Origin of the sequence: Coleofasciculus sp. E1-EBD-02, from assembly GCF_040218245.1 — a bacterium.
Classification (GTDB): domain Bacteria; phylum Cyanobacteriota; class Cyanobacteriia; order Cyanobacteriales; family Coleofasciculaceae; genus Coleofasciculus.
Window position 1 is genome coordinate 16,756 of the sequence record NZ_JAVJQN010000125.1, and the last position, 19,785, is coordinate 36,540.

A 19,785-nucleotide genomic window follows, 5' to 3' on the forward strand; every position below is an offset into this window, starting at 1 on the left:
ACTCTGGGCTAATAGCCCAAGTCCATTAAAATGGACTAAAATTCTTATCCAGTCGTCTTTAGACGACTTTAGCTTTCAGCCTTGGGTTTAAACCCAAGGCGGTTGGTGAGACTAAGCTGTTCGGCAGATAAAGCTTAATGTCAATAATGGCGCAATCCTTGTAGTGCGAGCATCTTGCTCGCTACTAATACCCAATTTAAATGCATAACAGCTTATTGTCAAATAAAAATTTAGTTACTGTTTTTGAGCGCATTTTTGAGCAAGGATGCGCCATACTGTTGTAAGAATTCATTGGCTTTATAGATACCACCTGTAACTTTTAAAGGAGTCGGATTCTCGGTTTTCCGTAACTTTTCTGAGGGATAAGCAATGGGGTAGGAAAGTTGAGTGATATTATTACTGCCTTGGTAAGGACGAGTGATCATATACCACCATTGCCCTTGTTTGATTTCCCGATGTAGAACGTAGCAACCCGGATGCCATTGATACCCTTGCTCTTGCCCTAGCCAGACACCACGCACATCAACAGGGTCATAAACTTCAAAGACAGGTTCATTCTTCTTCTGTTGGGGTGTTTGGAGTCTCTGTTCCTTCTGTTGCTTTTCTGTAATTTGGGTAGGCTTGTTTGTAGAAGTCATCGGCTTCTTGTTCCCCCTCTCGGTGTGCTGCTTCTCGAATTTTAGGATCAGGATCGGATACTCGTTCCCACCAAGAACGTTTGTCTGAATTCATTGTCCTTTACTGTTAATTGTCAATCCTATCACACAAGACGCGATCGCACGGTGCTAAATAGGGTTTTGTCGTCTGGCTTCAGGTGAATAAGTCGGATGTCGAAGGTGCATTCATCTTGCAGTTGCTGAATCAGGCGTTGTTGCAAATACCCATAGTTACAACGCGCCAACATCAGGCAAAACTGTCCCTGACAGGCTTCCATTGCCCAGGCTAATTCATCTAAAGACTCCTGATTGGCTAGAGTAAAATCGTTCAAGTCTTCACTCCTACATCATTTATTTATTGTAGTGAGTTCAGGGAAAAAGGAGCAAAAAATCTGACCACTTATTCTCATTGAGGCTAACTATCCCTGAATTAGCCTGTGTGGATATCATGAATACTCAACTCACACGTTCCGAACTTAATACATTTGAACATATATTATCCCCTGACGGCACAGCCCAAGACGCGATCGCGCTTCTCAAAGACCATAATGGTGATATTGAGGTAAATTTGAGGTTAATATAAGCACGCATTGAGTATATTGTCCATATACCTAAGATTACAAATTGTGACTTTAGAAAAATGCTACAATCTTTACTGATTAAGGCTTTCCGCTAATTTCCTAGTCCACCTATGAGCTGTGCCACGCCACTAGATTTACCTAAGTTTGGCGTAGCGCATTCACTCGGATCTGTTCTCCAACCTCGTGCTAACGGCTCAACAGGCGCTAAACGGCAATGTCATCGAATCATTTAGACCACTACTACAGAATACTGGGACTCGAACCCGGTGCTTCCCTAGAAGACGTGAACCAAGCCTACAAAGACTTGGCATTTATTTGGCACCCGGATCGCGTCCCCGAGGACAATCAGCGCTTGCGCCAGAAAGCTGAAGCCAAACTCAAGGAAATTAACCAAGCGCGAGACGAACTGCGATCGCAAAAACCCAAAACCCCCAAACCTCCATCCTCACCGCCGCGCAAATCGGCGTCTAATACCTATTATTACCGTGCGCGATCGCCCCGACGAGAACCCACTCAATCGCGGCGTTACTATCAATCCAGAGAACCGCAGCAACCGCCCTCCTCATCCAGGAACTACTACCAACCCAGAGAACCTAAGCAATCCCAGCGCCCGCGATCGCAGCCTGATCTCAGTGGCGCTAATTTTCAGGGGGTTGATCTGAAAGAAAAAGACTTATCTGGACGTAATCTTAGTAATGCCAATCTCAGTCAAGCTAACCTGACGGATGCTTTTTTACATAAGGTGAATCTCAGTGGCGCGAATTTAGAAGGAGCAAATCTGTTTCGCGCTAACTTATTTCAAGCCTGTTTAGTTCAGGCAAATTTACGGGATGCGAATTTAATTGGTGCGGATTTAAGTGGGGCGGATTTGAGTGGTGCGGATTTGCGGGGCGCTAAAGTTGGAACAGGCGACCGATTGTTGGTTAAATTAACGGGAGCTATTTTATCGGGGACTATTTTACCCGATGGTAGAATTCATGAGTAATCAGACTGAATAAAATTTGTTTGAGTTCGTCAACATAAGTTGTGAGGATGATCATGGATTTTCTCCCAAAGTCAACACTCCTGAAGCCATATCCACTACTAACTGCCGATTTCTTAACCACTTACGACCCAGCAAAATATCTGTAACTCCGATAGCTGCATGAACAGGAATATCAAACTCTTGTTTGTCTATGCGAACTTTCCCTAAATAGATGTCAAACTTATCAAAGCGGCGTGCTGTCTGCATTGACTGGTTTGTAACATAAAGCCAACCTAGCTCATCTACATCCTGCTTATCAATTGCCAGCCACTCGGAAAAGCCTGTGTCTAAAATAGCATCGATCTCGAATTCTAATCCTTCAGCCGCAATGATCTCGATTGGAAAAATCAACTCCTCATTATCTCCAAATTTCCCCTCAATCATATTGTGCCGAATACTCCAGTTTTATTCACCTTAAACATAAAGGTTTGGGTGTGAGGATAAGTTTGAAGCACCTTTTGCAGGAGTGTAATCTCATCGAAGTCTAGAATATAGGTTTCACTATTTGGCTCAATCACGACATACCCATTGTTATACTTACTAAAGAGTTCCGGCTTTAAGCGGTCAAAAATTAATTGACAACGCTGATACAATTCTTCCTTTTCAGCTTGCCACTGGGCTATTTTTTCCGGAGACCATTGAATCTCAGAAAATACTCTGCCTCGACGATGTACTGTAGGATTGGATTTTGATTGAGCCATTGTTGTTTATCCTGCTTCTAATACTGGATAATTTTATCTCAATTTTATCTCTAAATTGCTGAATTGACTCCACTGTACGGGTGTATCTCGATCCGTTATGTTGGAAAGAAATACATCCGGCGCTTGTCGAGGCGGGTTGACACACCTACCAAGAATGTTGCTGACTTCAGCGTTTGTAGTCAGTGTCTGACTTTAAGGCGAAGACAGCGCCACGACGAACTCCTCCAGAATCTGCCCAGATAGGTTAACCTGTATGCTAGAAGACGGTTCCCCGTACCCACACCTTGAACAGTTAACAATCCTCTGACTGTCAATGTTCGGGTTTTGTCAATCCTTTATCAGGAAGGAGTAGGAAGTTATCTGAATAGTTTAATTTTAAATGACATATTGGACGTATTTTCAGCCGCCTTTCCCGGCGTATCTATCGGGAGAACGATTTCCAATTGTGAAAACAGAATCCTATTATAGAAAAAGCCTTGGTAACGAAAATTTAGAATTTTACTGGGCGAAGCGTTCGCGGCGAAAATTTAGCCGTAGAACCGAAAAATATGGGCGCGAAGGTTTCTTCGCCCCTACGAATGTATAAATGTATGACTGTATAACTTTTACAAACCAGGGTTTACTATGACTAAGGCATCATCACCAACATCTAGAGGCGTTAACCGACGCGGGGAAACCGATTGGCGACTTTTCCGGAGATTAGTTCCTTACGCGCTGACTAAAAAACGCTTGCTGATCACAGCGATTATTTTACTCGTTCCCGTATCCATTCTGGGTGCGATTCAACCCTTAATTATTGGGCAAGCTGTTTCCTTGATTCGTCAAGAAGAAACGTGGTGGTTTCTGGATAATCGTTCTTTATCAGAAGGCATCAATATCCTGGCGACTCTGTTATTACTGAGTATTATTATCCGATTAGTCTGTAGCGTTTTCCAGAAATTCTTGGAAGAAAAATTAGGTCAGCACATTACCGCCGGGATTCGCAATGATTTGTTTGACCATATTACCTCCCTGGCGGTGCGATTTTTTGACCGCACCCCGGTGGGAAAACTGATTACCCGGATCACCAGTGATGTGGAAGCATTAGGATTGGTCTTTTCTAGTGGTGCCATTGGCATTCTTAATGATATCTTCTCAATGCTGGTTATTGCCATTTTCATGTTTTCCCTACAATGGCAACTGGCGCTAATTCTGATATTAATGCTATTTCCCGTTACCGGGTTGATTGTCTACTTCCAGCAACAATATCGGAAAGCGAATTATATAGCCAGAGAAGAACTGTCCACACTCAACTCAATGCTGCAAGAAAATATCGCTGGGATTAATATTGTTCAACTATTTCGCCGGGAACAAGTAAATGCTGAGATGTTTCGGGCGGTGAACCAGCGCTATGTCGCGGAAGTTGATAAAACCATTTTTCACGATTCTGCTGTATCTGCCACATTAGAGTGGATTTCTTTGGTTGCGATCGCGGCGGTATTATGGTTAGGAGGCTGGTTAATTCTGCGAGATAATCTCAGTTTTGGTGTCTTATCTGCTTTTATTCTTTACGCCCAACGTTTATTTAATCCTCTGCGTCAGTTTGCTGACAAGTTTACCATGTTTCAAGCTGGATTTACCGCACTTGAACGGGTGAGTGATATTATGCATGAGCCGATTGAAATTCGTGATCCAGAGTTATCTCATGCGGCGTTAATTTCAGAACAGCAGAGGACAAATGGTAAGAGAGAAATAGCGGCGCATCGAGGTGAAATCCGCTTTGAACATGTCTGGTTTGCTTATAAAGATGATGACTATGTTCTCAAAGATTTAAACTTTACCATTCGCCCCGGAGAAAAAGTGGCGTTAGTTGGTCCCACAGGTGCGGGAAAGAGTTCGATTATTCGCTTGCTGTGTCGCCTCTATGAAGCGACAAAGGGACGCATTTTAGTGGATGGGGTTGATATTCGAGATTTGCCCCAAGCTGAATTACGGCGTCAGATGGCGGTTATTTTGCAAGAGGGGTTTTTGTTTGCTGGGGATGTTAAAAGTAATATTACCTTGGGCGAAGACTACTCGATTGAAGAAGTGAAAGCGGCGGCGGAAGCCACAAATGTGGCACAATTTATCGAAGAACTTCCTCAAGGCTATGATACCCAACTCCGGGAGAGGGGAACGAACCTTTCTGGGGGTCAAAAGCAGTTATTAGCATTTGCGCGGGCGGCGATTCGTGATCCGCAAATTTTGGTGTTAGATGAAGCGACGGCGAGTTTAGATGTGGGAACCGAAGCGTTAATTCAACAAGCCCTTGATCATTTATTGGAAAAACGCACGGCGATTATTATCGCCCACCGTCTCTCAACCATTCGCAATGTAGACCGAATTTTGGTGCTTAAGCGGGGTGAGTTGGTGGAATCCGGTTCTCATGAACAACTGTTGCAACAGAATGGTTTGTATGCGGCTTTGTATAAGTTGCAGATGTTGGGAAGTTAAGGTATTCGTCATTTGTCATTTGTCATTTGTCATTTGTCTCAAATCGAAACGACAAGAGGGCGGGTTTTGTTGATAAGTTATCGGTATACCCATCAATTAAACGGCTAAACCCGCCCCTACAATAAGATATAACTTTTACCTCCTGCCTTCTACCAGTTTCTTGCCCATGGCTATCGCTGATAAACCAAATTGTTTGCCTAGATTCGTTTGATTTGCCCAAGTTTTGGTAAATTGATTCCGTTTCGTTTTCTTGCTCATATTGACAAGGATGACTAAGTATGTATAAAACCCTAAAAAGAATCGGTGCGATCGCGTCGATTACCCTCCTCACTTTCGCCCTAGGATGTTCTCCTGATGAACAAAATCCTGAGACGATTGAAAGTCGCGATCGCACGTCTGGGGAAACGACTGAATCTCCTGCAACCAAGCCCATTTCAGCACCAACCTATTCGGTAGGTGAAGTCATTTCCATCAGCCAAAATAATCTCAATCTCCAATTTACTGTTAACAGCACCAGGGTGCATCCCGGAAAAGGCGTGATTCAACCCAATAAAGGAAATCAATGGGTGGTAGTCGATACAACAATTGTTAATCAAGGACAACAACCGCAAACCTTTTCCGTGGTTTCCTTTGACGTTATCGATGGCAACAATAATACTTATGAAGTGGCGCTTTTAGCCAGTGCATTGGAGGATATTGAGACGCCAACAGGTGAAATTAGTCCCGGCGATCAACGACAGGGACAGCTTGTGTTTGAAGTTCCCGAAGATACAACCAATTTGAAACTGTTATTTCAGCCGAATCCGATTGAGTGTGAAGAAAAAACAACAGCCGCCAAGGGGTTAGATTGTCAACCCATTGTTGTTAAACTATAACCAATCACTAATCACCCATCAACCCTATGGAAACCGCCAATCCGATATTCCGCCATCAAATCTCTGCTGATGTAATTGCCTTAGACAAACAGGGACGAGTTATTCTAGTTGCTGATGTCAGAGGTAGTCGTGTGGTTAAGCTTACCCTCTCTCAATTTACCTCCTACCTAAAAGCCACACAAACCGTTGTTCCATTCGCCATGCTAGTTGACCCGGAAACGATTCAAATTGTTCAATGGGATGGCGTCAATTGGTCAGAGGCGATCTGTTCCCTAAAAACAACAAATATAGTAAAATACTATGATCCAAGCTGCGACAATCAAACCATTGATGGAGATTATCTAGAAGCGTTAATTGAGTCTTGGCTGCGAGACTTAGCTTATCACTGGAAATCCGTCATACCGCCAGCAACTAACGAGTTAGCTGCTATTGGTTTGTTGCAGCAGCTAGAAGATGGAAGCACCAAAAGTGACGTGGAGATTGCGGGTGATACTTTACTTGGAGACCAATTTTTTGATGAGTATTTGTACTGGGCGTGATCCGCAAGCCAATACTCTGTTAGAGAGTACCTTACCATCGGTACAATTCGCCCTGCCAAGTATTTGCGTGATGGAAGCATTATCAGCCTTAGAAAATGAGCTAAAGTATCGCAGACGCTTTGAAAATGAGTTAAACTTACAAATTAGTCAAGTACGGCGAGATCAAACCTCATCCCATGCTCAACGATTACTCTCATACTTAGATCAATCCCGTCAAGAAAACAGGGCGTTACTATCAGAGGTAAAAATGCGTCTGTATCAAGCGATTAACCAGATATCTGGAAAAGCCGAACTCATTGCTTTAACGCCGTCCATGATCCAAGATAGTTTAACTATTTCTTTAATTGATCAAGATTATACCGATAACCTGATTCTTCATTGTATTCTACATCAGGCTCGGTTATACCCGACGGAAACTCAAGCATTTTTGAGTAGTAATGAACGGGACTTTGGTACACCCGAAGTTCAAGCCGCATTGGGAAATGTGGGGATTACAAATTATTTTAGTAGCACTCAAGTCTTGCTCAATTGGCTACAGTCCCAGCCATCTGAATAAGCAACAGAAATGATCGTTTGTAGTTGCGCTTTAGCGCCATCAACGCTTGCATCACACCCTTTAAATCAATTACAAAGTTGATTAACTGAATCAACCCATCCTGATAAGTACAATTTTTGCACAACTCAGCGCTTCTTTATGTTAATTTAATCAATGGCGAATCAAGTAGAGACTTGGGACGAAGTGAGATATAATAAATTCAACCATTAGCCCGTTACCGACAAATAGAGCAATCATGTGCATTCCCTAGAAATCAAGGCTCAACTCAAATCCCTAATGAAAAAGGCATCATCAATAGAACCCTGTTTAGCCAAACGGTTAGACGAGATCAACCGCTGGGTGAAAGACATCAAGCCAGGTTCGCTTACTGCCAAAAAATTTGTCATGGCGTTTTTGTTAGAGGTGATTCGAGATGCTGACGTTTGGCTTAAGCTTAAAGGCTTATCCTCTCCAGAATTGCAGGAGTCTGCTTTTGAGAAAATGACGCCCACGGAACAATATTGGTATGGTTATCTTTTTCCCCAATGGCTAAATAGCAGTGATCCAAAGTTTTACATTTGGAAACAAAAATTGATGTCAAGTGAGTTCAGTCCAACAGACGATGATATTCTTAAATCTATAGTTCAGACAATTGAGAGTCGAGGGGGTACAGTTTGGCGATGCTATATCGCCGATTTTTCTATGGCAACGGATCTGATTGTTAGTTATCGTCAAAGAAAGCCCCTCTGCCTTCAGGTGACGACTGTGAGTAATGACCATTCTCAAAAAAAATATGAAAATTGGCAAAATACGCTGCAAATGTGGGTAATTGATAGAGGACTTTTCCTAAGTTATAACCCGGGAAAGCCCGATTTTTTGGAGCAGTTAGTAACCATAACACTTCATAACAGTGACTTTCTTCCCCTGGGACGTTATCTCCAATTTCCCTAACTGGGCAGATTAGTCATGACGACCGAAATTTTTTAGCACAAACGGAATTTCTTCTCTAACTTATGGTCACCAAACAACAAAATTACAGTCATGATGACTTAGGCGCGTTTTCGGAAGCGCTGGAAAAATCCCGGAAAATGCAGCAGGATTGGCTGACTCATGGACTTGATTTTGTGAATTTGTATATTGAGGATATTGAGGGAGATTGGTTAGACAGATGGGATGATGATGAAACAACGGGAGAGAATTCTGTTACTTTGGCATCGGAAGAAACGTTTATTGATACCTCAATTGTCGAATTTATCGGTGCTTTTTTGGCAAGTGATTATCCCGCCGCAGTTTGGGCGCGAGAAAGTGATCATCCGTTAGCGATGCGAGTGCAGCAGCAAAGGGAAACGGAGGGATTAGCTCAAATTATTGCCCAGTTGGAAGGCTGTTTGAGTATTGCTGATGAATCAGATAGGCTGCATGAAGCGACCATGATTTTGGCAGGTGGGGTTACGGTTGGAGAGATGACTCGCGATTCTGGGGATGAGGAAGATGAGTTTAAGTTATTTGATTTAGCTGAAAGTTTGTTGGAGAAATTAGCGGAACTTAAAGAAAGAGAATGGAGGATTATGGGGAATTGAGGTGAATAAATGTATGTCAAGTTTGTCGGTTGATTCCTGGGAACGTAGGCGGAGGGTTCTGGAAGAGTAATCCAAACAATTGGGTAAAAAGGCAACAGGTATAGCAGTAGACACATCGATTAGGACAAACGAACTAATGATGCGTCCTAACCGCTATGGCGATTGCTATAACAGGCAACAGGGAAATGTCCTAACGTATCCCCGTAGTGCTATATCAGAAAAGTAATTAGGGCTTGTAGGGTGTAGGATGTAGGATGTAGGGGCGAGTCGCTGAATTAGCTTAAATGGGGAAGCCGATTAATTTGATCGACTCGCCCTCATCTGTCATCTGGAAGCATTTATTTTAGGGACGTTTTTAAGTTAAGTCCGTGATGTTTTCAGTTTTTTTCAACGCCTAACGGCATCAAAGGTAATAGCACATCCCGATTTTTTGCGGGTCAGCCAGTCTGCCATCAGTGCTCAACGCCTTACGGCATCAAAGGTAATAGCACTGATCGAGGAACACTCGGATGATTTTGAACTCCATAGTTCTCAACGCCTTACGGCATCTAAGGTAATAGCACTTGTTTAGTAGGATGATTCGTGGCTTCGCGGGATAGTGCTCAACGCCTTACGGCATCAAAGGTAATAGCACTAAATTCTATACAGGATTGCAACAACAGTTGATTCTGAAGTGCTCAACGCCTTACGGCATCAAAGGTAATAGCACGATTTACCTCACCAGCTTAAAGATTGGAATGCTTAGTGCTCAACGCCTTACGGCATCAAAGGTAATAGCACATCCAATTCCATTACTAATTGGATTCAATGCTTTGGAGTGCTCAACGCCTTACGGCATCAAAGGTAATAGCACCGCGATCGCACGAACCCTTAAATCATAATGGCTGCCAATCGGTTTTGCAAGCATCTCCCCAACCCAACTCTCCTCACGCCAAAATTGACTCAAATTTGGCTATTTTTGCCAAAATTCAAAATGCTGTAACCCTTGCCCTGAAAGGAATCCCGGCATTTGGCAAGCATCTCCCTCTCCCTTAAAAGAGCCGCAAACCCAAGCCCTGTATAGATTTGCGCCCCATTCCCAAGCCTTAAAACCCTCAACAGACACAGATGCTTGCAAATTACTCTACCTGAATCTCTATCCACGCATTGTCCGGCGGTTGACACCATTCACTAGGAGGAAGTAACTGAAATCGTTGCCAACGGGTTCCTTTTGAACCAACGTGATCCACCCAATAGGGTAATGTTAACAGTCCATCCTCCTGCTGCACTAACCAGCGTAGGGATTCACCCGGATAGTCTTCCGGTAACAAATTAATCGCATTGACTAAATCCCGACTTTCCCCCAAACTTAACCCGCCAAATCGATCCACCGTTTCTGGATTCGCGATCGCCTCTGTTAATCGTTGGCATAATGTTGGTTGGGCTTTGTCTGTACCTGACGCTACCCAGACGATAAACTGAATATCACTGAGTAACTCTTGATAATCAGGACGCGCATTCGTGGGGTCAAAAACCTGCTTCTTTTTGAATCGGCGAAAGGTGCGGAGGATGGTGGATTTTTCTGGTTCATTCAATAGCGCGATCGCTAACTTAATCCCACAATGCCGATATCGATCCATTTCTCCCACCATCGATAAAAGCATACCATAAACCGTTGCTGGAGGCGGAACCGGGTAGGTTTGGGCGTATTCCCTGGCGCGGGAGACACGGAAACAGGCGATGGGAACCTCAACTTTGATCGCGGTAATCATCACACTACCTCCAGTTGCGGTAACTGTAAATCATCAGCAATCCGTTGTTTAAGCGTAGAAATTGCTACTTTTGTCCCTGCTAGCACATTAGCACCTAATTCTTCTAAGCGATCGCCCTCTGGGGTTTTGGCAATTGCACCCGCTACCCAAAGTTCCTGGGCTTCAATGTCTCCCACTTCGACGCGATCGATTAAACTGGGCAAAGATATCTCCCCCGCTTCATCTTCCTGGAAACAATAGAGAATCCGAGGCGAGAAATCCTGTGTCCACCGCAAGACTAAACTTTCTGGAGAAAAGTCATAGAGAAAACGGGCGTGGTTTCCGGCGACTTCTCCTAAGGAAACTAACCCGTCTAACACCGGAATAATCCGGGATATCTCTTTCAACCGATTGGGGGTTAACGCGAAGCCATACTGATAGCGAGTGGCGTGAACTTCTGTTCCATAGAGAGAGGTTCTCCCTTTTTGTCCACTGGCGGAATTAAACGTAATATCCCCCGCATAAGGAATCGTGGAAACAGCGCGAGTGACTTCTAAGACTCCCCGCCTTGCCAGATTGGTTCCTTTGGCTTTCTTCCCTTTCCCTTTTTTCTCTTCGTCACTAAATTCTTGTTTCGCCCCTTCTGCTTTCATGTAACCCAGGACATCATCATCAATATAGGTGGTTTCATCAAAATTTCCCTGTAAAACATTATCATTTTTGTCATCATCCCAACAGCGATTCACCGCATAGTCACCCCCAGCAGTTTGCCAATAGTATCGTAGCGCCCAGCGGATGGCTTCAGCGGATACGGTGGTGTGAACGTCTCCTTTCCAGAGGAGTTTTTGTAGGGTGGTAATATTGCCTTCATTTTCGCCACGGTTATTGGCGGCGGTGCCGTAGCTAGTTAAAATATTCCCGAATAAATGAAACGTCATGATTTGTTCTCCAAACAGTTGATAATTGATTACTTTGGGGTTCACATCTGGGCTGTAGGGGCGGGTTTAGGGACTTAATTAAGGGGGTGACTGATAACTGAACAACGAAACCCGCCCTGATCCAATTGATGATTAAAACCCAAAATTATTCGGATTCGGATAAAAATTGTGGCACGAATGCTTCGCCCCTACACGCGCCGACAAAATTTAATATCCAAAATCAATTTCACCCTCATTTTCTGATTTCTCCGTTGCTACCTTTTGACTCTGACTACTGCGCTTATAACTGGCTAATGCTAATAACGCTAAATCCCGTCCTTTTTTCCAATCCTTTGCCCCCATAATCAAATCCATAAACTCTTCCCAATTTTCCTCCAGGGTGGGCATAAATCTCGCCCTAGACAAGTAATCGGTAATAAACTCCCGAAACGCCACAGCCGTTTTACACCGTGCTAATCCGGTGCGAAACTTGGTATCCTCCCGTTCATAATTCGGCACTTCCTTCTTATCTTTCGCTCGTTTATAAAGTTGTCCATGGTTATAGGCGATCGCTTCATGACAAGCCTTGACAAATAGCTTCTCACTATCTCGGTCCCATTCCACTTCTTGAACCATCTGATTTAGTCCTCCGCGTTCATAGGTCAATTTTTGAAATAACTCATTACTCGTAGCATTATCTGCCAAACCTGCATACCAATGCTTTCCCCTGGCTAAATTTTCTGCAATTAACTCCCGCGCGAAACTACAGGAAATAAACAACCCCTCTTTCCCCGCCACATCACGGGTACTCAAATAATTATCGCAAACCTGATAATTCCGCTCAATTCGCTCATTTGCCTCCACTAAATATAAATCAGTGCGCGTTTTTTGTTGACTTGCCCAAGGGACTGTTCCTAATGTAATCACCTGACAGCGTTTAAAGGGACGTTCTGCCAAAATATCTTTAGTAATATAGGTCAAAAACTTTAACCCCGCATCCCCTAATCCAGAGGCAAAAAAGTCCTTATATCCCTCCTCGCGCCATTTCCGATGACGCCGCCAATTCGCATAAGCGGCTAAGTCGGTAATTTCGGGGATAACTAAGGCATATTCTGCCCGTTTATCCCGTAATTTAGACCGAATTGAATAGTAACAACAGGCTACGGCGGCAAATAATAAAACGAATACAGCGTCTGGTGATTCTTCAAAGCTGGTACTGGAACTAAAAGCAATATGTCGTACTACTGTCCCCGGATTTAACCATCCCGGTACTTTAATCGGTTTGGTGAGGAATTTTCCCTTCGGATCACAAAGGATTTTTGCTTGTTGATAGATGTATCCAGACAGATGTTTATATCGCGCCACTAATTCCGGTTTCCCCTCTTCCAGGATAAAGGATTTAGAGACAACTCCTGTGGAGGTGTGGGTTTTATTATGCTGTAAAAATGTTCCCAGGATACCTTGATGCAGGATTAACTGAGATTGAATTGCCATTGTCTTTGAGTCTAATCCCCTCAAACATATCCGTCCATCGTCTAATTGAAAGGATTCGTTTAATAGCCAGTCTAGTACCTGAAAATCCTCTCCCTTCCACTGTAAAGTCACCTGATCCGGTGTCAATTGCCAGGTAAGATGACCCGGGCGATCGCGAACATTTGTTTCGGCGTCGAGTTGCTTTAAACTCATCCATAATCCCGCTAATCCGGCGCGATGGAGTAAGGTGAAGTGAGGATTATTTAAATTTAAGGTTAATTGGGTTGACATAAAATAATCGACCTAGTGTTACTGAAATTTGCTTTAATTAATCAGGATTGTAGGGGCGGGTTTAGGGACTTAATTAAGGGGTGACTGATAACTGAACAACGAAACCCGCCCTAATTCAATTGACGATTAAAACCCAAAATAATTCGGCTTGATATTTTGTTAATTGGTGGTTGATATCTTCGCCCCTACGAATGCCCCTAACATTGCTTATACAAATACCCAGACAAATCATTTTGCCCCTGTTTCTGAACTGTATTCCACCTTATCGGGAGGTGCAACAGGATAAAATCCATTCCGTCGCCACTCCTTAAACCCAGGGATAATCCGAATTGGAATAGTCCACCGTTGACGTTCTTTTTTAAAGGATTGATCATGACGTTGATTAGCGGCATTTTTAATATTAGCTAAATTTTCCTCTAACAAAACCGTAATCGTATAGCCCGGTTCCCGTAAAAAATTAGGACGGGTACACCAACATCCCTCTAACCATTCCGATTGACTTGGCTGTTGTTCTGGAGTAGACATTTGAGCGACAATCTCGGCTAAATCCTGCTGGGAAATCCCTTTTCCGGCTAATTGATTAACCAACTGCTGTCCCGTTTTTAGTTCATCTTGGCAGTAAGGACGTGAATCCTCCCAAGGATAAACTAAGGCTGGGGCAATTTTCCCCGACGCCAATTTTACCCGATGGTTCGCTGTGGTAATCACCCGACGATTTAATCGCCCTAATCGCTGAATTAACGCCGATGCTGGCGCGATTGGCGTGACTAATAAATCCGCACTCAAATCCAAAGACATTTCACAAACTTGAGTGGTAATCGCTAACACCGCCCCCTCACGTTCAAAGGCGTCGATTACGGCTTTATGTTTCTCCACTCGGTCAAAATAGCGATAGCGACTGTGATAAATTAGTACAGGGATTGAATCGGAAATCTGTTTTTTTGCCTCTAAATACAGTTCCCGACAAGTGTTAACCGAATTTGTCACCCACAAAACTTTATTCTGGTGTGGACGAGTTAAGGTTTCCCCAACCCTATCCCAAGCGTTATTCGCTGATGGGATAGACTCAATCTGATATCGTGGCAAAACTTCCAAATTTTTTGGTCCTTCAATAATCTGAGTCGCTTCTCCTAATTCCCCAACTACCCCTTGAATCGCCTGAATCTGTTCTGGTGTAAAACTGGCACTCATCAACAGAATAGGTGCACCGCGAAAGGTGTCTATAAATCGCAATAAAGCCCCGAATAAACGATTATCATAAGCATGAACTTCATCAAACACAAAAGCCGCTTGAGCGATCGCACTCCAGGAATAGAGCGATCGCCGATTATTTTGGATTAGCCCCAAAACCGTATCTACGGTGCAAACAATCAACTTTTGTCTCCAAGCGGTGAGGGCGGCTAGGCGATCCTCAATCCCTTCATCCTCATCCCCAGAAAACAAGATCTCTCGGTCTAAATCAGCGCGAGAATGCATTAAATCGGCTTCAATCTTTGTCTCATGGGCGTAATCAATAAACCCCTGCGTCGCGGTTCCCGTCGTCGGATAGCCAAAGAACAACTTGCGATCGCCTGCCCATTTTTTTGCCCAGGCATACGCCCCAACGGTTTTCCCCGTACCACACCCAGCTTTAACTAAGGTAATCCGATGGGGAGTGGCGGCAATTTTCTGTTGAAACGGGCGTAATTTTTTCCCTTGCAGTCGTTGATCCAGAACTTGATCCAAGTCGTCTTCAGATAAGGTAATTGATAAAACATTCTCAATCCAATCCTTAATATTCTCCTCCACAACAGGCAAAGCCGAACCCGCTAAATCCGCCGCGATTACAGTAGCTTTCACCGCCGCAATAAATCTCAGTCGCCTGGTATCGTTTTCAGCGATAATCTGCTGTTCAACTTGGTCAAATTCATGATATAATCCTTTCAACTCTTGTTCTAGTTCTTCCTTCGTCCACACTTTTCCAGGAACGGTAGGCAAATTAGCCGGGAGTCCCAATTGCCGACCCATTTTTAACAGTTGTTTAAAATCATTGTGGTCGGTATAAATGAATAAACCACTTCCGGTTCCACTACGGACTGTTAAATCAAGGTCAGACGTCATCTTCAAATGATGCCCCATTGCCGCCCAAACAGCAATCACCAGATCAGCATTTGGACATTGTTCTAACCAATGGCGAAATTCAGGAACACGCAAGGCGAGGATACCGCTTAAAATTTCATGGCGAATCATTTGTTTACCATGATGTTTCTGCCATAATTGACGCAGTGTTTTACGCATTTCCCGTTTTTTCGGATCTTGGGATTTTTGGGCAGTATGCAGATAAACCATCTCTTGAAAATGCTGATTTGCCTTGCCCCAATCATGCAGGTACGCCCCCAATCTCACCGTATTGGCAAATAATTCCAAATCACTCTCATCCAATCCCAGTTGTTGAAAAATCCGCCTATCTAAACGCTTCAGCAATACCTCAGCCCCGTGTTTGACTAAGGCAATATGACCCATAAAAGTCGCCGCTTTTTGACTCCGATTTGAATCGGAATCCGATATAGATTTAGCCAGAAGTCGTTTAAATTTAGACATAATCAACCTAATTGTCGCGGCGAATTCAGCCTCTCAAGACGAGAGAACAAACGTTTCTGTGTAATCCGTGTAACTAACCTCTCACCCCCTACCCCTATCTCTCCCATAAATCCGTGAAATCAGTGTTTTGACAAATGACAAGGTTACAAAAACACCCCACAACCCATGTGCCGCCGCCCTCCTAATCCCCACCGTTGCAATGTCAGGGAATCCTCTTCGCTAAGATGGCTAACTTCAGTGGTAAATCCCACTACCGTATCCTGCTGAATTTTTATCGCTTTGCGCTTCGGTGTTTGATCCCGATTCAGGGGAATTCGCACCTCTCCCGACACCCCCAACCGATTCAATTGACGCTGCGCCGCCCGGAGGAAGGATTCGGGTTCGGTATAGCCTTTAATCGTAACAATACGCGATCGCACCCTTGACTTGGCGTTGAGGGGTTCAATCCTGGGAATCCCAATCTGTATGGGATGATTGCCAATCTGAACTCGCTTTCCCGCGATCGCATAAACCAAGGGAATCTTGGTAATCGGTAAACGAATCAGCAGGCGCGATCTATCCGTCAGCGCAATCTTCCCTTGGCGATCGGGAATACCGGGAATCGTCAATATCTGAATTTCATTCTGCTGGTGAATCGCCGCACACCGTTTAGATAAAGCCGAAAACAACCCAAAGCCGTGATCAGCCGGCAGCATTTGTCCTTGAATGCTAAAGCTTAAGTTGACAAACAGTTCGATGGGAGACGCGCCTGTTTGCCGTTCTACTATTGTGGAATTCATTTTTGAACCTAGTTGAAACCAGGTGTTTTCAGCGCCTTACGGCAATCCGAGGTGGGGATGAATGGCACTCAAATAAGCCGTTTGCGATCGCCTCTTGAGCAACCGTAGGGTGGGTTGAGCGAAGTCGAAACCCACCAGCCAAAATTTCAGTACCATCTGGCTTAAGATGTTTTATTCTTACTTACAGGATACATTGGATTATTCACCTCGTCAACAGCAAAAAGGAAATTAAAGAAAAACGCCTGACGGCATCTGAGGGAACAAGGACAGCAAGACCAAAGTATGAATAAATCTCACCGCCCGCTTCACAGCGACTGTCCAACTTACGGGATAGTGCTCAACGCCTCTGCTGTGCTTTGCTAAACTGCTTTGCTCAACGCTTACGGCATCAAAGGTAACGGCACAGCGATCACAGGAACTTTTAAATCATAATAACTGCCAATCGGTTTGGCAAGCATTTCCCCGACCCACCTCGACTCACGCCAAAATAGACTCAAATCGAGGTAATGCTATTATTAACTTTTCAAAGCCTCTCTCTTTGAAGGAGAGAGGTTTGGAGATAGGTCAAAACGTGATCAATCAACGCCTAATGGCATCAAAGGTAATCTTAAATGTTGCATCAAACAATCCGATATCCCGCTTGAACATCAGACCAAGCATCAGGACGATTATAGGCGCGAAGTCCACTCACACATTGATCTGAAAGGCGAATTAGCAATAAACTATCCTCCGCCTTTAATACCGCCTCCAACTCCCACCGCAATTTTTCCCGTCCCCGCAGGGTCAAAAAACAGCGAAAAATAGAGTATTGAATCCGCTCACCGTATCCCTGAAGTAACTTATACGCCTTGCGCCAGCGCTTAGGACAGCGGATATCGTAACAAATTAAGTACCAATTTTTTTGTTCACCCATATTCCACCTCAACGCACCACTAATTGACCAAATAAACCACCTTCACCGAACCATTCTTTTTCCAGCAAACGGACTTCAAGTTCTAACAAACGGCGATAGGTGAGAGAATAACCCGTAACAGGATGTTTCCAGGTTTCCTGTTTCCGTCGTTCATATAAACCCACGAACTTTCGTCGTCCCGTATCACTTAACCAAACCTGTACTCCCCGCACGTCAAAGTCAGCTTGTACATCCCACTGACCTTTATTAATCGAAGCCATAACCACCATATCCACCAACGGAACTCGGAAAATTTCCATTAAATCCAGTGCCAACGGTGAAGCTTGAGAACGAGGTTGATGGTAAAATCCCAATGCAGGTTCTAGCCCCACGGTGAGGATGGCATTCATCACATCCTTAATTAATAAGGCATAGCCAAAACTCAACAAAGCATTAAATCGGTCTTTCGGGGGGCGGCGATTGCGATGGTCAAAGCGTAATTCAGGCGGAACTGTAGCGGCAATTAAACAGGGTAACGCAGTAAAATAGGACGCGGCTAAATTCCCTTCCAACCCCAATAAGGATTCACGATACGGGGCAGAGGAGACGTTTTTTAGCACCGCTTTCATCTGCGCGATCGCACGTTTTAGCTTAGCCGATTTTCCCTGACTACCACGCTTTCCCCGCATCAGGAATTTGCGCTGTCCTTGACCGCGACAGGTGACTAATTTTCGGGCTAATTCCAGACAAGTATCAGGCTGATTCAAGGCTTGATATTGATGGATGCGCCGCTGAATACTGCCTTGTCGGGTATCAAAACTGCCGATATAACGTCCACCCCCAGAGATAAAATGCACACCAATTCCCTGAGTCACACAAAAATGCAGCGCTTGGGTGGAGATTTGCGAGAAACTATGGAGGACAAGTTGTCCCACCTGACGCACGGGAACCGTTTCCACCGGTTGACCCCGGCGGCTGAGTTTCAATTGTTCCCCAGTACGCCCAACGGCGGTTCCCGGTTCCAAGACATGAATCACCTGGCGTTCATCATCAGGGGGAAAGAGGCGCATCGGTTGCCATTCCCGATTATGGGCGAGTCGGGCTTCTTCGGGTAAGCAGACGGGGGCGAGGGAACAACGGGCGCACATCCTCTCGTTGTCGGTGACTGGGGGACGATGGCTGGATTTTCGCAGGATTCGCGCTTGTTGGATGGCGTCTCGCACCGTGGCGCGTCCGAGATCATCTAGGGGAACATGAACTAAGATGTTATCAGCATGGTAGCGAATTCGTCCTTGTGCGATCGGGATACCCAAAGCCGATTCAATCAGGTAAGCGTAGGCGAGAATTTGCAGTTTATCACTGTCCCAAGCTTGGGGTTGATTGTTCTCGTCTCGGTAGCAGCGTCCGCGTTTATGTTCGTAGGGAATCGTTTGTCCATCGCGGGTGCGGAGGGCGTCCACTCGACCGCGTAATCCGAGTTCTGGGCTTTCTAGGAATAAGTCTTCCCAGTCTTCTTCCTCTTGTTTTTCCAGTTCGACATGGAGTCGGCGCCCCGCAAAAACGGCGGCGTCTTGGGTGTAGAGTTCTTCAACTTCTTCTAGGTAGAAGAGGCGCGGACAATAGGCGAGGGCGTGGAGGGCAGACACACGAATCGTATCTTGGGTTGAATCAAGTGTTTGCATAAAAGATACCTTTGATTAGAGTTGAACACGCCGATTGGCATCTGAGGTGGGAGCACCAGTTAAGCTGTCATGCATTTAAATTGGGCATTAGTAGCGAGCAAGATGCTCGCACTACCATCCTTTCGCTATTATTGACATTAAGGTTTAAATGCCGAACAGCTTATCAGTTAACAGTGAACAGTTATCAGTAAGTACTCAACGCCTAACGGCATCAAAGGTAATCGCACCTGGGGGCTGCATAAGGAAATTTGGCAGTTTGGTGTGCTCAACGCCTAACGGCATCAAAGGTAATCGCACGATAGTGGGGCTTTCACTGAAGTAGCACGGCACGGTGGTGCTCAACGCCTTACGGCATCAAAGGTAATCGCACAGTAAAGAACCCGTAAATATCCGCCGCGTCAAAGAGTGCTCAACGCCTTACGGCATCAAAGGTAATCGCACAGTCTTCGTGTTCACCAAGACAATACTTGATAGACTC

At 44.7% G+C, this 19,785-nt stretch carries 20 protein-coding genes and 2 CRISPR repeat arrays (1 of these 22 only partly in view); of the genes, 9 read left to right on the plus strand and 11 right to left on the minus strand.

What is annotated here, in order from left to right; translation table 11 throughout:
- Nucleotides 1-230: 230 nt before the first annotated feature.
- Together RIC07_RS20585 and RIC07_RS20590 are read right to left on the minus strand one after the other, a co-directional pair.
- Nucleotides 231-638, minus strand: a complete 408-nt coding sequence (locus RIC07_RS20585) for a hypothetical protein (protein WP_446396148.1) — start codon at nt 636-638, stop codon at nt 231-233.
- A 122-nt stretch (nt 639-760) separates the two neighbouring features.
- On the minus strand, nt 761-988 hold the full coding sequence (locus RIC07_RS20590; RefSeq protein WP_446396149.1) for a hypothetical protein: 228 nt from the start codon (nt 986-988) through the stop codon (nt 761-763).
- 116 nt (nt 989-1,104) lie between these two features.
- Between RIC07_RS20590 and RIC07_RS20595 the strand changes: the two genes are divergently transcribed.
- Together RIC07_RS20595 and RIC07_RS20600 are read left to right on the plus strand one after the other, a co-directional pair.
- A complete protein-coding gene (locus RIC07_RS20595; protein WP_446396150.1) occupies nt 1,105-1,239 on the plus strand; it encodes a hypothetical protein in 135 nt (44 codons plus the stop codon).
- A gap of 212 nt (nt 1,240-1,451) precedes the next feature.
- Nucleotides 1,452-2,222 carry a pentapeptide repeat-containing protein gene (locus RIC07_RS20600; protein ID WP_446396151.1) on the plus strand — a complete coding sequence of 257 codons (771 nt, stop codon included), beginning with the start codon at nt 1,452-1,454 and terminating at the stop codon, nt 2,220-2,222.
- A gap of 51 nt (nt 2,223-2,273) precedes the next feature.
- Here the strand turns inward: RIC07_RS20600 and RIC07_RS20605 are convergent, their stop codons facing one another.
- Both RIC07_RS20605 and RIC07_RS20610 read right to left on the minus strand, forming a co-directional pair.
- A complete protein-coding gene (locus RIC07_RS20605) occupies nt 2,274-2,645 on the minus strand; it encodes an aspartyl protease (protein ID WP_446396152.1) in 372 nt (123 codons plus the stop codon).
- The gene (locus RIC07_RS20610) at nt 2,642-2,962 is read right to left on the minus strand and encodes a hypothetical protein (protein WP_446396153.1); all 321 of its coding nucleotides are present in this window, start codon (nt 2,960-2,962) and stop codon (nt 2,642-2,644) included. The genes RIC07_RS20605 and RIC07_RS20610 overlap by 4 nt, the downstream gene beginning before the upstream one ends.
- Nucleotides 2,963-3,586: 624 nt before the next feature.
- On the opposite strand from RIC07_RS20610, the gene RIC07_RS20615 reads away from it, so the two are divergent.
- The 7 genes from RIC07_RS20615 (at nt 3,587) to RIC07_RS20645 (ending at nt 9,998) form a co-directional block, all read left to right on the plus strand.
- Nucleotides 3,587-5,434, plus strand: a complete 1,848-nt coding sequence (locus RIC07_RS20615) for an ABC transporter ATP-binding protein (RefSeq protein ID WP_446396154.1) — start codon at nt 3,587-3,589, stop codon at nt 5,432-5,434.
- A gap of 278 nt (nt 5,435-5,712) precedes the next feature.
- On the plus strand, nt 5,713-6,309 hold the full coding sequence (locus tag RIC07_RS20620; protein WP_446396155.1) for a DUF4352 domain-containing protein: 597 nt from the start codon (nt 5,713-5,715) through the stop codon (nt 6,307-6,309).
- A gap of 26 nt (nt 6,310-6,335) precedes the next feature.
- Nucleotides 6,336-6,848, plus strand: coding sequence for a hypothetical protein (locus RIC07_RS20625; protein ID WP_446396156.1), 513 nt, complete (start codon nt 6,336-6,338; stop codon nt 6,846-6,848).
- The gene (locus RIC07_RS20630) at nt 6,826-7,404 is read left to right on the plus strand and encodes a PIN domain-containing protein (protein WP_446396157.1); all 579 of its coding nucleotides are present in this window, start codon (nt 6,826-6,828) and stop codon (nt 7,402-7,404) included. Before RIC07_RS20625 ends, RIC07_RS20630 begins: the two co-directional genes overlap by 23 nt.
- 237 nt (nt 7,405-7,641) lie before the next feature.
- On the plus strand, nt 7,642-8,334 hold the full coding sequence (locus tag RIC07_RS20635; RefSeq protein ID WP_446396158.1) for a hypothetical protein: 693 nt from the start codon (nt 7,642-7,644) through the stop codon (nt 8,332-8,334).
- A gap of 62 nt (nt 8,335-8,396) precedes the next feature.
- A complete protein-coding gene (locus RIC07_RS20640) occupies nt 8,397-8,963 on the plus strand; it encodes a hypothetical protein (protein ID WP_446396159.1) in 567 nt (188 codons plus the stop codon).
- A 382-nt stretch (nt 8,964-9,345) separates the two neighbouring features.
- Nucleotides 9,346-9,816: a CRISPR direct-repeat array (repeat unit 37 nt; unit sequence AGTGCTCAACGCCTTACGGCATCAAAGGTAATAGCAC).
- A gap of 44 nt (nt 9,817-9,860) precedes the next feature.
- Nucleotides 9,861-9,998: a hypothetical protein gene (locus RIC07_RS20645; RefSeq protein WP_446396160.1), complete on the plus strand. Its 138-nt coding sequence runs from the start codon at nt 9,861-9,863 to the stop codon at nt 9,996-9,998.
- 83 nt (nt 9,999-10,081) lie between these two features.
- On the opposite strand, the gene cas5 is transcribed toward RIC07_RS20645, so the two are convergent.
- The 7 genes from cas5 to cas1 form a co-directional block, all read right to left on the minus strand.
- The gene (gene cas5, locus RIC07_RS20650; RefSeq protein ID WP_446396161.1) at nt 10,082-10,714 is read right to left on the minus strand and encodes a type I-MYXAN CRISPR-associated protein Cas5/Cmx5/DevS; all 633 of its coding nucleotides are present in this window, start codon (nt 10,712-10,714) and stop codon (nt 10,082-10,084) included.
- The gene (gene cas7i, locus RIC07_RS20655) at nt 10,714-11,631 is read right to left on the minus strand and encodes a type I-B CRISPR-associated protein Cas7/Cst2/DevR (protein ID WP_446396162.1); all 918 of its coding nucleotides are present in this window, start codon (nt 11,629-11,631) and stop codon (nt 10,714-10,716) included. The genes cas5 and cas7i overlap by 1 nt, the downstream gene beginning before the upstream one ends.
- 207 nt (nt 11,632-11,838) lie before the next feature.
- Entirely contained in the window at nt 11,839-13,374 is a 1,536-nt protein-coding gene (gene cas8a1 / locus RIC07_RS20660) for a type I-MYXAN CRISPR-associated Cas8a1/Cmx1 (RefSeq protein ID WP_446396163.1), read from the minus strand.
- 228 nt (nt 13,375-13,602) lie between these two features.
- Nucleotides 13,603-15,954, minus strand: coding sequence for a CRISPR-associated helicase Cas3' (gene cas3 / locus RIC07_RS20665; RefSeq protein WP_446396164.1), 2,352 nt, complete (start codon nt 15,952-15,954; stop codon nt 13,603-13,605).
- Nucleotides 15,955-16,097: 143 nt separating this feature from the next.
- Nucleotides 16,098-16,733 (minus strand): type I-MYXAN CRISPR-associated protein Cas6/Cmx6, encoded by a 636-nt coding sequence (gene cas6, locus RIC07_RS20670; protein WP_446396165.1) that lies wholly within the window; start codon nt 16,731-16,733, stop codon nt 16,098-16,100.
- Between the two features lie 619 nt (nt 16,734-17,352).
- Entirely contained in the window at nt 17,353-17,646 is a 294-nt protein-coding gene (cas2, locus tag RIC07_RS20675) for a CRISPR-associated endonuclease Cas2 (protein ID WP_446396166.1), read from the minus strand.
- 8 nt (nt 17,647-17,654) lie between these two features.
- Nucleotides 17,655-19,307 (minus strand): type I-MYXAN CRISPR-associated endonuclease Cas1, encoded by a 1,653-nt coding sequence (gene cas1 / locus RIC07_RS20680; RefSeq protein WP_446396167.1) that lies wholly within the window; start codon nt 19,305-19,307, stop codon nt 17,655-17,657.
- Nucleotides 19,308-19,498: 191 nt separating this feature from the next.
- Nucleotides 19,499-19,785: direct repeats of the CRISPR family, unit length 36 nt; unit sequence GTGCTCAACGCCTTACGGCATCAAAGGTAATCGCAC (it continues 465 nt past the right edge of the window).

Bases quoted from the DNA above. Each gene is read 5' to 3' on its own strand.
- RIC07_RS20600 (WP_446396151.1), top strand. From the start codon at position 1,452: ATGTCATCGAATCATTTAGACCACTACTACAGAATACTGGGACTCGAA.
- cas6 (WP_446396165.1), bottom strand. From the start codon at position 16,733: ATGAATTCCACAATAGTAGAACGGCAAACAGGCGCGTCTCCCATCGAA.
- RIC07_RS20620 (WP_446396155.1), top strand. From the start codon at position 5,713: ATGTATAAAACCCTAAAAAGAATCGGTGCGATCGCGTCGATTACCCTC.
- RIC07_RS20585 (WP_446396148.1), bottom strand. From the start codon at position 638: ATGACTTCTACAAACAAGCCTACCCAAATTACAGAAAAGCAACAGAAG.
- RIC07_RS20595 (WP_446396150.1), top strand. From the start codon at position 1,105: ATGAATACTCAACTCACACGTTCCGAACTTAATACATTTGAACATATA.
- RIC07_RS20640 (WP_446396159.1), top strand. From the start codon at position 8,397: ATGGTCACCAAACAACAAAATTACAGTCATGATGACTTAGGCGCGTTT.
- cas5 (WP_446396161.1), bottom strand. From the start codon at position 10,714: ATGATTACCGCGATCAAAGTTGAGGTTCCCATCGCCTGTTTCCGTGTC.
- RIC07_RS20615 (WP_446396154.1), top strand. From the start codon at position 3,587: ATGACTAAGGCATCATCACCAACATCTAGAGGCGTTAACCGACGCGGG.
- RIC07_RS20625 (WP_446396156.1), top strand. From the start codon at position 6,336: ATGGAAACCGCCAATCCGATATTCCGCCATCAAATCTCTGCTGATGTA.
- cas8a1 (WP_446396163.1), bottom strand. From the start codon at position 13,374: ATGTCAACCCAATTAACCTTAAATTTAAATAATCCTCACTTCACCTTA.
- RIC07_RS20630 (WP_446396157.1), top strand. From the start codon at position 6,826: ATGAGTATTTGTACTGGGCGTGATCCGCAAGCCAATACTCTGTTAGAG.
- cas7i (WP_446396162.1), bottom strand. From the start codon at position 11,631: ATGACGTTTCATTTATTCGGGAATATTTTAACTAGCTACGGCACCGCC.
- cas3 (WP_446396164.1), bottom strand. From the start codon at position 15,954: ATGTCTAAATTTAAACGACTTCTGGCTAAATCTATATCGGATTCCGAT.
- cas2 (WP_446396166.1), bottom strand. From the start codon at position 17,646: ATGGGTGAACAAAAAAATTGGTACTTAATTTGTTACGATATCCGCTGT.
- RIC07_RS20605 (WP_446396152.1), bottom strand. From the start codon at position 2,645: ATGATTGAGGGGAAATTTGGAGATAATGAGGAGTTGATTTTTCCAATC.
- RIC07_RS20610 (WP_446396153.1), bottom strand. From the start codon at position 2,962: ATGGCTCAATCAAAATCCAATCCTACAGTACATCGTCGAGGCAGAGTA.
- cas1 (WP_446396167.1), bottom strand. From the start codon at position 19,307: ATGCAAACACTTGATTCAACCCAAGATACGATTCGTGTGTCTGCCCTC.